The 12,860-nt window shown below is 55.1% G+C and carries 9 protein-coding genes; 7 read left to right on the top strand and 2 right to left on the bottom strand.

Translation table 11 applies throughout. The features are described 5' to 3' along the window. Positions 1 to 17: 17 nt before the first annotated feature. The 5 genes from D8M23_RS02325 to D8M23_RS02345 all read left to right on the top strand — a co-directional run bounded on the left by D8M23_RS02325 (position 18) and on the right by D8M23_RS02345 (position 6,715). Positions 18 to 830: an energy-coupling factor transporter transmembrane component T gene (locus tag D8M23_RS02325; RefSeq protein ID WP_126853468.1), complete on the top strand. Its 813-nt coding sequence runs from the start codon at positions 18 to 20 to the stop codon at positions 828 to 830. Then, positions 818 to 2,365: an ABC transporter ATP-binding protein gene (locus D8M23_RS02330; protein ID WP_238693734.1), complete on the top strand. Its 1,548-nt coding sequence runs from the start codon at positions 818 to 820 to the stop codon at positions 2,363 to 2,365. The genes D8M23_RS02325 and D8M23_RS02330 overlap by 13 nt, the downstream gene beginning before the upstream one ends. Before the next feature lie 67 nt (positions 2,366 to 2,432). Further along, positions 2,433 to 3,029, top strand: a complete 597-nt coding sequence (locus D8M23_RS02335; RefSeq protein WP_126853470.1) for an MptD family putative ECF transporter S component — start codon at positions 2,433 to 2,435, stop codon at positions 3,027 to 3,029. A 34-nt stretch (positions 3,030 to 3,063) separates the two neighbouring features. Next, entirely contained in the window at positions 3,064 to 4,917 is a 1,854-nt protein-coding gene (locus D8M23_RS02340) for an ABC transporter ATP-binding protein (RefSeq protein ID WP_126853472.1), read from the top strand. After that, positions 4,910 to 6,715 carry an ABC transporter ATP-binding protein gene (locus D8M23_RS02345; protein ID WP_126853474.1) on the top strand — a complete coding sequence of 602 codons (1,806 nt, stop codon included), beginning with the start codon at positions 4,910 to 4,912 and terminating at the stop codon, positions 6,713 to 6,715. The genes D8M23_RS02340 and D8M23_RS02345 overlap by 8 nt, the downstream gene beginning before the upstream one ends. Positions 6,716 to 6,811: 96 nt before the next feature. Here D8M23_RS02345 and D8M23_RS02350 read toward each other — a convergent pair whose 3' ends face one another. After that, on the bottom strand, positions 6,812 to 7,402 hold the full coding sequence (locus D8M23_RS02350) for a DUF6318 family protein (protein WP_126500122.1): 591 nt from the start codon (positions 7,400 to 7,402) through the stop codon (positions 6,812 to 6,814). On the opposite strand from D8M23_RS02350, the gene D8M23_RS02355 reads away from it, so the two are divergent. After that, complete coding sequence (locus D8M23_RS02355; protein ID WP_126853476.1) at positions 7,392 to 7,658, top strand: hypothetical protein; 267 nt, start codon at positions 7,392 to 7,394, stop codon at positions 7,656 to 7,658. The genes D8M23_RS02350 and D8M23_RS02355 overlap by 11 nt on opposite strands. Before the next feature lie 111 nt (positions 7,659 to 7,769). Here the strand turns inward: D8M23_RS02355 and D8M23_RS02360 are convergent, their stop codons facing one another. Further along, positions 7,770 to 8,612, bottom strand: a complete 843-nt coding sequence (locus D8M23_RS02360) for a DUF6318 family protein (protein ID WP_126853478.1) — start codon at positions 8,610 to 8,612, stop codon at positions 7,770 to 7,772. An 860-nt stretch (positions 8,613 to 9,472) separates the two neighbouring features. Between D8M23_RS02360 and ileS the strand changes: the two genes are divergently transcribed. Then, a complete protein-coding gene (ileS, locus tag D8M23_RS02365; protein WP_126853480.1) occupies positions 9,473 to 12,820 on the top strand; it encodes an isoleucine--tRNA ligase in 3,348 nt (1,115 codons plus the stop codon). The last annotated feature ends 40 nt before the right edge of the window (positions 12,821 to 12,860 follow it).

Consider the following 12,860-nt stretch of genomic DNA (forward strand, 5'->3'; position numbering starts at 1 on the left):
ATAAAGGAGTGCTTTCTATGGAGGGTTCCGGGTTTCTGGAGCTGCCTGAACTATCAGTTGGGGCGGCACGAGGTGCACAACAATCACAGATTCAATCGGAGGGCGTATCCGCACATGGCGGCGGGAAGCTCGACCCCCGTTCACTCATACTCCTGACGTTTTTCACCAACATTATTGCCATTAATAGCACCGCTACCTGGCTGATTCTGCTGTGCATCATCACCACAGCACTATTTAGCCTATGCGCCCTACCGTGGCGCCTCTTTATGTGGTGGGCAGGGTTTGAGCTTCTCTGCGTTATCTGTGCTTTTGTACCTCCCGTGATCGCCCCCAGCCACGTGAGTGTTGCCGTGGGAGTATCAGCATTCTGGTTCATGAAGTTCAATATCACCGCGGCATTCGGCATTATGTTTTTTACTGCCATCACCCCGCACCAGGTATCGGCTGTTCTTACCCGCTTGCGTGTTCCCGTATTTATTTACGTGCCGATTATGGTCATGTACAGGTTCTTCCCCATAGCTCGCGATGAGCTCTCATCCATTCAAGAAGCAATGGTACTGCGCGGGCTACAACCCGGACCCCGGGCGATGATCCTTCACCCGCTGCGCCATCTAGAACTTATTCTCATACCGTTTTTACTGTCTGCTACCCGCATTGTTGATGAACTATCAGCGGCAGCACTGCTGAAAGCCGTCGGGGTGGGTAAAAGTGCGGAACGGGCCCCGCGTACCACAATCATCCCCACACGTTTCACCCGTTACGATGCACTCGCCATAGGACTGTGCATTATGTTAGTCGCCGCAGAAGGGGTGCAGTTATGGATAAGCTAATAACCAAGACAACTCCACTCGCCGTGCAGATGCAGAACGTGAGTTACGCTTACCCGAGCTTCTTCACAGGTGCCGATACTGAGGGTACAGGCAGTCAAGAGAAGACACTCACTCTTGATAACGTAACGTTGCATATTAACACAGGTGAAACCGTGCTTCTGGTCGGTGCATCGGGCAGCGGGAAATCCACCTGCCTGCGCACTATGAACGCCCTCATTCCGCAGTTTTACAACGGTGAACTGACCGGGACGGTACATGTCAACGGGACCGATGTGAACGAGCTTAAACTCGCCGATATGGCTAGCCGTTCCGCAATGGTTTTTCAAAACCCGCGCACCCAATTTTTCACCTCGGCGGTGCGTTCAGAGATGGCCCTAACCCTCGAAAATCTGGGGGTAGAACCATCACGGATTCTTGAGACTATTGATGAGGTTGCCGAACAAACAGGTATAACGCACCTGATGAACCGGGAAATACACGGGCTCTCCGGGGGTGAACTGCAGCGGGTAGCCTGCGCCTGCGCGCTAGTCGCACGGGTGCCGCTGCTGCTTTTTGACGAGCCGACCTCGAATCTGTCTCCGCACGCTATCACCCAATTCCGCAACCTGCTGCTGGATATGAAACGCATGGGTAAAACTATGGTGATTTCTGAACATCGTATTCACTTCATGAAAGGTATTGCCGACCGGGTATACCGTATTGCTGCGGGCAAGCTTATGGGCCAGTACACCGGTGAGGAATTCTTTGCGCTCACTGCTGAGCAACGCACTAGCTTAGGGTTACGGGCTTTTAAAGAACCCGCTCTGCTGGCTCCTCAACCGCCTGCCCTCTGCCCTGACAGTAAAGGGCTAGGCATTCGCAATCTCAAATTTGCGTATAAGCCTAAGGCGGGGTTTGAACGGCAGCCGGTTCTCGACATCTCCACTATGTACTTTCCTGCGGGGAAAGTTACCGCCCTGTGTGGTCCAAACGGTGCTGGTAAAAGCACTTTGGCGCGTATTATCTGCGGTCTTTCCCAACCTGAAAAAGGTGCCACCATCACGCTTAATGGCGTACCGCTGAACCCGAAAGAACGTATGCGTGCCTGCGGTATTGTCATGCAGGATGTGCGCCGTCAGCTTTTCGCAGAGTCGGTCGCCGACGAAATCACCATGGGGCTTACCAAAGCCCAAAAGGCCGCTGTGGATGTGCCCGCAATCCTAGACTCCTTGGACTTGAGCGAGTTCTCGTCCCAGCATCCTGCGGCTATTTCCGGTGGGCAGCAGCAGCGCCTCGTAATAGGAGCAACGATGGCCGGGAAGAAACAGGTGGTGATTTTTGATGAGCCGACATCTGGTGTGGATGCTAAACACCTGCGCTCAATCGCCACCCGGTTGCGGGAACTGGCGGATGCGGGCGCGACCGTCATCTGTATTACGCACGATGCGGAACTAATACAGGAATGTGCCGACTACGCCGTGTACCTGCCCCGGCTGCGGGATGGGGCGGTTATTAGTCATCTCCCGCTCAAGGAACCACATGTACCCGGCACATAACATATCGAGAACCTATACCGACAGCAGAAGCTTATCGAAGAACAAATAGTTGTTACAGGAGGGAACTATGAACACCCTTAAAGTCCGTGATCTCGTCAACGTAGGTGTCTTTACAGTCATCTACTTCATCGTGACCTACGCTACCGGGATGCTCGGTATGTTCGGGCCGTGGATGATCCCCATCGCCGGGGCGTTTGCACTATTGCTGAACGGTATCGTCATCATGCTCTACCTCTCACGGGTACCAAAATTTGGGGCGCTGACAATTACCGGACTGCTCATAGGCATTGTCATGAGCGTGGGGCACTCATACTGGACCATCATTATGGGCATTCTATGTGGCGTTATCGCGGATCTTATCCATTCCAAAGCGGGCCGGGCAAAAACCCTAGAACCGCGCCGCGGGCAGCTTGCTTACGCCGTATTCAGCGTGTGGGGCGTAAGCCCGCTCATACCAGTTTTCTACGATGCAGACTCGTACTTCTCTAAGATTGCTGAATCCTGGAGCGCAGATTACGCCGCCGATATGCGTGCCATTTTCCAGCCGTGGGTCATTATCGTCTGGGCAGTCGCCATTCTCCTTATAGCACTGATAGGGGCCCAATTGGGGATACGCGCCAACCGCAAACACTTTGAGCGTGCCGGAGTCATAAAAACTTCTTAAATACGCGCGTCTTGAACTTTAGAGAGGACAACCGATGACTACTCAGGTACAGTCTGGCACCAGCACCACCGGAGAACACGCCACCGGGAAGGATTACAAGGCTAAAGCCACTGACGGACGTAAAGCGTTCAAGGAGCTACTCGCACCCGTGCAGGGGCGCATCTACCTGGGGCAGGGGATTGCGGCGCTGTCGGGAGTGGCCGCGATCTGGCCCTATATTGTGCTGACCCGCCTGGGGGAGCTGCTGCTACCTGCTGCACATGGGGAAGCTATTGATAAATCCGCTGTGCTGGCACAAGTCAATGAGCTCATGGTGGCTTTCGCTCTACAGCTTTTCCTATACTTCCTGGCCTTAGCAATTACTCACTTCGCCGATGTGAAGTTCCGCGGGCACCTGCAGCAGCGCATCCTCAACCACCTGGGGCGGGCGCCGCTGAGCTGGTTCTCAAACCATGCTTCGGGTAGGGTGCGTAAAGCGCTGCAGGGCGATACAAAAACCCTGCACACCCTCGTGGCACACCAACCGGTCGAGATGGTAGCAGCGGTCGTCACCCCGCTCTCGCTAATGGTGTACGCGTTTATCCTGAACCCGTGGCTGGGGCTGCTCAGTATTGCCACCCTGCCGCTATACCTTCTCGCTCAAGTATGGATGACGCGCGGCATGAGCGAAAAAACAGCCGAAATGGACGAGCGCCTGAGCGATACCTCGGCGAAAGGCGTGGAATTCGTGGACGGTATTGAGGTCGTAAAATCCTTTGGCCGGACCGGTAAAGCGCATAAGGCCTTCGCCCAGTCGGCGAAAGACTTCGCGGACTTCTACTGGGCCTGGTGCCAGCCCATGCTGAAGGGGTCTTCGCTCTCACTGGCAGCTATTTCGGCTCCCGTGGTGATGCTCATCAGTTTAGGTATTGGTGCCCTGCTGGTGAACGCGCAGGTAGCAACCCTGCCTCAGGTTTTGGTGTGCTCACTGATCGCGTTAGTGATCCCACTAACCCTTGATGTGGTGACGTTTACTACTATGTCCTATCAGCTGGCTGGCAATGCCGCCCTGCGCCTGGTGGAACTCACCCAGGTTGAGCCCCTGCAGAATATCCCCGCCGCAGATACTGAGAACCGCACCGATGCGCCCGGAACAGTCGTTTTTGAGGCGGTAAGCTACTCATATGGCGGCCAGGAAAAGCAGAAGGCTGTCGATAATGTTTCGCTCACCCTGAAACCGGGAACCGTGACCGCGCTTATCGGCCCTTCTGGTTCAGGCAAGAGCACCCTGGCAACAATGCTGGCCCGATTCCAGGAGCCCGACACCGGCCGAGTACTCCTGAGCGGGCGCGACATTCGTTCGCTGCCTGAGCAGGAGCTGTACCGCCAGGTTGCATTCGTGCTTCAAAACGCCCAGATTCTGCGAGAATCAGTTCGAGAGAATATCCGCCTGGCAGTCCCGCAGGCCACCGACGAACAGGTGATTGAGGCAGCCCGTAAAGCCCAGATCTGGGACGATATAGCTGCCTTACCGCGTGGGCTTGACACGGTGATTGGAGACGAAACAAACCTATCAGGCGGGCAGAAGCAACGCATCGTGATCGCGCGGGCCCTGCTGACGGATGCGCCCATCTTGATCCTAGACGAGGCGACAGCTAACACCGACCCCGATTGCGCCGCCGAGATTCAGCGGGCACTGAATATTCTGGCGCGCGGACGTACCGTGCTGGTGATTGGGCACACGGCGGGCGCAATTGCCGGGGCCGACCAAATCTGCATTATGGAAAACGGGGCCTTAACGGCGTGCGGCACCGCTGATGAGCTGAAGGATAACCCCTACTGGCGCTCGCTCACCGGTGAGGTATCTGCCGCCTTGGACACCGTTGAGGAGGGAATGAAAGATGCGTAACGAAACTGAGACATCGTCCAAGAACACAACGACTGATCTGAGCTTCGCCAAAGACCCGGTCCTATTGAAGGAGTACCGTGCAATCCTCAATACGTATGGGAACGCTCAGCTGAGTCTGTCGCTGACGCTGATGATAGTAGCGGGTGTTATCGATGGCTTGGTGTACTTGGTGATTATTCCAACGGCAGACACGATAGCCACGGGGAAACCCGCGTGGGGTATGGGGCTCAGCGGTTGGCTCATAACACTGGCTGTACTTGCCGTTGTGGGCGCTGTTACCACATACGCTATGACATTAAGCTCGTACCGGGCCGCGTTGGAAGCTCTGCGTCTTCTTCTGATTAAGGTGGGGGATCAGCTGGCGAAACTACCGCTAGGTTGGTTTACCGGCGGAGTGAACGGTCGTATTTCTCGCCTGGTGACAGACGGGCTTCTGTCTGTCGGTTCGGGGCTTGCGCACTTTACTGTGCCAGTCATCCGCAACACACTTACTGCTCTCACCCTTCTGGTAGGTGTTTCTATCTGGAACCCCGTTCTGGGTCTTACCCTAGGGATAGCCTTAGCGGTGATTGTGGCCTTAACGCTGGTGTCTAATAAGCTGGAGAAGAAAAGCCACGATATGAAAAGCGGTAGTGAGCAGGAGCTTGCCGGGCGTATTGTCGAATACGCCAGCTGCCAAAGCGCCCTGCGTTCGGCGGGCCGCAGCACCGAATACGAGCCTCTGTTGTCGGCGGTTCGTGAGTGTGAGAGGCGCAATCGCGTCTCGCAGTGGGTAGCAATGGCAGGGCTGGCGATAGGCGGTATGAGCGCACAGCTAACGGTGGTAGCGGTTATTACGGTCACCGTGCAGCTGTCACTGAGCGGCTCTCTTGACCCGGTGGCTACTGTGGTGTTTATCGGGATAGCCTTACGGTTCATGCGTAACCTGCAAGACACGGTGAATTTCTTGGTGAGCACTGAAAGCTCGCGTGTGCCCCTGCGTGATGTGCATGAGATTCTGAACGCTGAACTGCTCCCGGTTCCATCTTCATCTGCTGAGCTTACGAACCCTGGTGAGGTTTCGGTGCAGAATGCGACGTTCTCATATGTTCCGGGAACCCCGGTGGTGCACGATGTCTCATTTACAGCCCCACCACGCACCATGACCGCGATCGTTGGCCCGTCAGGCTCCGGTAAAACTACGCTGTTTAAGCTCATTGCCCGGTTTTGGGATGTTGATTCCGGTACTGTTCGTGTGGGCGGCACGGATGTGCGTGAGCAGACCACCGAGCAGCTGATGGGGCAGCTATCTATGGTGTTCCAAGACGTTTACCTGTACGACGATACCCTCATAGAGAATATTCGTGTGGGCCGTGAAGGGGCCACCGACGATGAGGTGCTACAGGCGGCTCAACTCGCCGGATGCTCCGAGATTGCTGAGCGCCTGCCGCAGAGCTGGGAAACCCGGGTTGGCGAGGGCGGGGGACGACTCTCCGGCGGGGAGCGTCAGCGTGTGTCTATTGCACGTGCCCTGCTTAAGAATGCGCCGATACTTCTGTTCGATGAGGCAACGAGCGCTCTTGACCCCGAGAACGAGGCTGGAGTGCAGCGCTCCATCCGGGAGCTTCGGAAGCACGCAACCGTGTTGGTGATTGCGCATAAGCTGGATACGGTCCGTGATGCCGACCAGATTATTGTGCTGGATGAGCACGGCGGGATTTCTCAGGTTGGCACCCACGACGAACTAGTCTCAGCGGAGGGTCTGTACCACCGGTTCTGGCAGGCCCGCGTAGACGCGGCGGGGTGGTCTCTCGTATAGTCCGTTCTTCCCCAGGCCCCGAAAAAGTGCCCTGTCAGTTAAAACTGACAGGGCACTTTTTAAAGGCTGTGGAAGTTGCTGCGTACGTTTATCATGCTAGACAGGACCGCTTGATGAGGTCGATGCAGATTCGGGTGAATTCTTCTCCCCAGAAGCACCTTGGGCATAGATTTTCGGGTATTTCTCTTGGCAGTAGCTGTTGGAAATAAGCCGCCAGTTCCCATCCAGATACACCATAACGAGACGAACTGAGCGCTCCTTTGCTGCTACTTTTTGCTCCTTAGTCTCCCCATCCTTTTTGGAAATGACAGTGAAATCTGGGGTTTTTGAGATGCAATGGAACAGGACAGCGGGTGGGGTATCTTCTAGCAGCACTACCATCTTGTGCACATCGTAGGTGTTTTTATACCCAACAGCCCACCTCGTAGGGTCGCGCCGCATGGTGTTGCTCGCTTTAGTCTCCTGCATTTTTTTATCTTCAGATACGATCACCTGATCATAGATGCTCTCATCGCCACCGTCGGACATGTAATCTATTGTGGCTACTGCAAACAGCGCCGCCTGGTAAGCCCCTTCAAGGGTTTTCTCTTTATATTTAGGGTCAAGCACAGGCTTGGGCGGGTTCTGCGGCGGGGTATCTTTTGTGGCTGGCTTGTAGTTGGGGGAGTCCTCAAACTTGGGCTCCATCGTCTTTATATACTTGGCGAAGTCTTCCGTGCTTTCGCTGGTGGGAGACGGCGAAGCAGACGTCTCAGACGATGACGAAGAGGAGCTGCTGGGGGAGGGGGAAGCCTCGGAGGAATCGGAGCTGTTTTCATCTCTAGGGGAGGGAGAAGTCGCTGCAACTGTTACAGATGAGCATCCGGCAAGCGCGCTCACCCCAAGAATTCCGAGACCGGCTAGTACATTGCGACGGGAGGCTATGCGCTGGGTTGGTTGGTAGCTCATATCTGATTCTTTCGGTGGTGGGCAGTATAACGCCAATGTGATGCGCTACCTACATCATACATGGGCGGCCCTGCGCATAGCCTCCCGGGCTAGAAACGGGTGGCAGCTAGTGGCCGCCCTTTTCCCGGCCTTGACTCGTGAGATACGAGTAGTGTTCTTTGAGGTAGTCGTTACTTATAACTTTCCACACACCATTTTCGTAGATAGTAGTCATGATGCCCTCGCTCGTGCGGGCGGGGACTTCCTCATTCGTCCCACCCGCTTGGTGAACTATGAACTTTTCATAGCTCTCAGAGAAGTACCAAGAGACACCGATAACTGTATCGGAAAAGGCCACTGCAGGCCTGTGGTCACTGATTTTAACGGAACGGTTGTAACCTTCAATCCACCCCTTTGAACTGTACAGGCTGTGGTGCTTTTCGACCTCAAGTTTCATCGAAAAATCTTGCGGGAAGATAAGTTTCTTAATGGGTTCATCCTTGCCAGTGAGCGATAAATAGTTGAAGGCCGACTGGAAGGCGAGCAGCGTCTGGTACGAACCTTCCAAAGTGTTCTTACGTGATGCCTCCTCATTAATATCCGGTTCGGGAACGTTCTGCGCTGGGGAACTTCCGGTTGCTGGAACATATCCGTTGTCGCCTTTGGTCGGCAGCTTGGCATCCCCCGTATACTTCTGCCAGTCAGCAATAAATTGTGCGGGATCCACCGGCGAGGATGAACCGCTGGAACTACTGGAAGCGGACGTGCTGGGGGAGTACGTCGAATGTGAAGGGGAGGAAGAGGAGCTCGCAGACGTCGTGGTTGCGGTATCACTTGGTGATTCTTCGGCCTTCTTCGAACTTGAAAGCGGCACACACCCGGTGAGCGCGGCAGCTCCAAACGCACTGAAGCCAAACAGCACTGTGCGGCGCGATGGTGCAGAAACTACGGTGGGACGGGGCGTCATCATGGTGGTTCCTCTTTTCACTATGTACTGCATGTATTTTTATCGTGGCACCGCCGCCTGAAAAGACTCTGACTTTTCACTTCCACAGGCTGGAAACACTCTGAAAGTTATATGGTTGATTCCTGGGCTACGTTTCACACCTTCTACACGGTTTTACTTAAGCAGCTTTGAGCGGGGGTACCTCAACAATCAGGAAGACAAGCGGGGCTCAGGAGGGGAGGGAAATTTGCTCATATCTATGGACATTTCCTTCCCCCAGTAGATGCGTGATTATGCATCCAAAACCCACAGAAACAAACATATGTTGTGAGCAATGAATGTCGTGGCCACAATATATGGTGTGGCGGATGGGGTGCTGGGGAAGGGGCATAAAACTATCCGAGGGCGACACGCCCGGGATGCACATAATTCCCGAAGAACTGGGGGCGAACCGGCTTGCACCGGCCCCCAGAAACACCCTAAACTGTAAATGTTTGCAACGACCCGGCCATCACCGGCGAGCAATTCGGAAGAACAGACCGCACCTGCGGATCCCCACTCTAATCGCTGCGGCGAGGGGATCTTAGCGGAACAGATGCAGTCCCAGTAGAACCGGACGGTTAAGCCCGATACAGCTGTTAATAAGCGACTGATACTCGCGGAACGCGCCGCTCTCCGGGGGCAAAAGAGCCGAAAAGCCCACCAGCCCCGGGAGGGGTCGGTGCGTTTCGCTGTGTTAGTAAGCAAGGTGGTACCGCGCCAGCATATACGTCCCATGAGGGGTGCACGATGAAGGCGTCCTTGCACCCGTTTGTCCATCCTCGGCAAAGGGTGCGGTTCACGTACCCAATGGCGGGAATCTGAAAAGAAATAGGGCGCACTGCATGTCAGAAAATGTCTACCCCAAGGTGAGCGCGTTTGAAGCCTCAGGCTACGGTGTAAGCGCATCACCTAAATTCCCTAAGCTCGAAGAAGCTGTACTCGACTATTGGAAGAAAGACGAAACCTTCCAAGCATCTATCGATAACCGCGAAGCCGGGCTCCACGGCGATAACGAATTCGTCTTCTACGATGGCCCTCCATTCGCAAACGGTCTGCCGCACTATGGGCATCTGCTCACCGGTTACGCAAAAGACCTTGTAGCACGTTACCAAACTCAGCGCGGGCATAAAGTAGAACGCCGCTTCGGCTGGGACACCCACGGTCTGCCTGCCGAGCTTGAAGCCATGAAACAGCTCGGCATGACCGATAAACAAGAAATCCTAGAGATGGGCATCGATAATTTCAACGATGCCGCACGCGCCTCCGTGCTCAAATACACCAACGAATGGGAACAATACGTGACCAGGCAGGCGCGTTGGGTGGACTTCGAGAACGACTATAAGACCCTCAATGTCGAGTACATGGAATCCGTGATTTGGGCGTTCAAGCGTCTCTACGATAAAGGGCTCACGTACCAAGGGTTCCGTGTTCTGCCGTACTGCTGGAAAGACGAAACCCCGTTATCGAACCACGAGCTGCGCATGGATGACGACGTCTACCAGGATCGCCAGGATCAGACCGTCACAGTAGCTTTTACCCTCACCGCTGACGACTCGCTCGCCGCCAATAAAAACGTTGTCGCTGAACTGGCTGGCGTTGAGGCACTTGCCTGGACCACCACCCCCTGGACCTTACCCACCAACCAGGCGCTCGCCGTCGGACCCGACATTGAATACGTCGTAGTTCCCGGTGCCGGGGAGCATGGCGGGCGGCGCTTCCTGATCGCCGCTGATCTGCTGGGAACCTATGCGAAAGACCTTGGGTATGCGGGGGAGAGCCCCGCCGAGGATGCGGCAGCTGCCGTCACAGCGCGCTACACCGGCTCCCAGCTCGAAGGTGTGCGCTACACCCCGCTGTGGGACTATTTCGCCGATGCCGAGAAATGGGGCACAGGAACCTCCTGGCAGATTCTCGTTGCCGATTACGTGAGTACCACTGATGGTACCGGTATCGTTCATCAGGCACCCGCCTATGGTGAAGACGACCAGAAAGTTTGTGAATCCTACGATATTCCCGTGGTGCTTTCGGTAGATGAAGGCGCCAAGTTCCTTCCCCTATTCGGACAGCCTAGCCCCTCGGGGTCTACCGCGCTTGCGGGTATCGCCGGAGTTCAGGTTTTCGAGGCAAACCGCACCATTATTAATGCTCTCAAGGCAGATGGTGCGCTCATCGTGGAGAAATCCTATGTGCACTCCTACCCGCACTGCTGGCGCTGCCGTAATCCTCTTATTTACCGCGCCATTACCTCTTGGTATGTGAAGGTGACCGAGTTCAAAGACCGCATGTCTGAGCTGAACGAGCAGATCAACTGGATTCCCGAAAATGTCAAGTACGGGCAGTTCGGTAAGTGGGTTGAGAACGCTCGCGACTGGTCAATTTCGCGTAACCGTTTCTGGGGTTCTCCTATTCCCGTTTGGGTTTCGGACGATCCAAATTATCCTCGTGTTGATGTTTACGGATCGCTCGAAGAACTCAAAGCTGACTTTGGTCGCCTGCCGCTGAACAAAGAGGGGCAGCCAGATCTGCACCGTCCCTATATTGATGAGCTGACGCGTCCAAACCCTGATGATCCAACGGGTAAGTCTACGATGCGTCGCGTCGAAGACGTGCTGGACGTATGGTTTGACTCCGGGTCGATGCCGTATGCGCAGGTTCACTATCCCTTCGAGAATAAGGACTGGTTCGAGAACCATTATCCGGCGGATTTCATCGTTGAGTATATTGGTCAGACCCGCGGTTGGTTCTACACTTTGCATATTTTAGCGACCGCACTATTTGACCGTCCTGCCTTCAAGAATGTTGTCAGCCACGGTATCGTGCTTGGTTCTGACGGGCAGAAAATGTCAAAGTCGCTGCGCAACTACCCGGATGTCTCTGAAGTTCTTGACCGCGACGGCTCGGATGCTATGCGCTGGTTCCTCATGTCATCGCCGATTCTGCGCGGCGGCAACCTGATTGTGACCGAGCAGGGGATTCGTGAAGGGGTACGACAGGTGATGCTTCCGCTGTGGAACGTCTATCACTTCTTCGCTCTCTATGCGAATGCTGCCAACAAAGGCGCGGGATATACGGCACAGGTGAAGTACGATTCGCAGCATGTGATGGACCGCTTTATCTTGGGTAAAACCCGGGAGCTGGTACAGCAGGTTACCGCGGACATGGACTCTTACGATATCTGGAGTGCCTGCGAGCATCTGCGTCTTTATGCTGATGCGCTCACCAACTGGTATGTGCGCCGCTCACGTGAACGTTTCTTTGACGAAGACCCCGATGCCTTCGATACCCTGTACACCGCTTTGGTGACGGTATCAAAGGTAGCGGCGTCACTTCTGCCGCTCACGACCGAAGAAATCTACCGTGGTCTGACCGGTGAGCGTTCGGTACATCTTGCCGACTGGCCTGCCGCTGAAGACTTTGCTGATGAATCTGAGCTGCTTTCGCTCATGGAAACCGTGCGGGCTGTATGCTCTACAGGGTCTTCTCTGCGTAAAGAGAAGAAGATCCGTGTGCGTCAGCCTCTGCAATCGCTCACGGCGGCCATTGCCAACGAGCAGTTCGCACAGCTGGAAACCGCATTCGGTACTAAGGGCGCCGATTACTTCGTCAAGATTGTGAAGGACGAGCTGAACCTGCGTGAGGTTATCCTCGTGAATGCACAGGACGCTAACCCCGCCGACTACGGTATCTCGCAGCAGTTGAAGGTGAATGCCCGTGCCGCAGGTCCCCGCCTTGGCAAACAGGTTCAGACAGCTATTAAGGCATCGAAATCTGGCGATTGGACAATCGCCGATGACGGCACCGTGACCGTTGCTTTCGACACTATCGACGGTGGGCTTGTATTAGTTGACGGCGAATATGAGCTGGTAACCGTGGTAGCGTCCTCGGATGACGGTACCGAGCGTGAAGCGGCAGCCGTGCTGCCTGGCGGTTTCCTAGTGCTGAACATCGAATTAACCGATGAACTTGTGGCGGAAGGTATTGCCCGCGATACTATTCGCGCTATTCAGCAGGCCCGTAAAGATGCCGGACTGAATGTCTCTGACCGCATTAACCTAACGGTAAGTGCCCCACAGGACACCCTAGAGGCTCTGCGCACCCACGAGGAACTGGTCACTGGCGAGACCCTAGCGGTTTCCCTGGACCTCACGGAGGGCGAGAGCCTGAACATTACGGTCGCAAAGGCAGCATAGAACTAGGGGCAATATAGCCGCTAAGCCGCCCCGGCACATA

Source organism: Rothia sp. HSID18067, from assembly GCF_003989445.1.
In the GTDB taxonomy this organism is placed as follows: Bacteria; Actinomycetota; Actinomycetes; order Actinomycetales; family Micrococcaceae; genus Rothia; species Rothia aeria.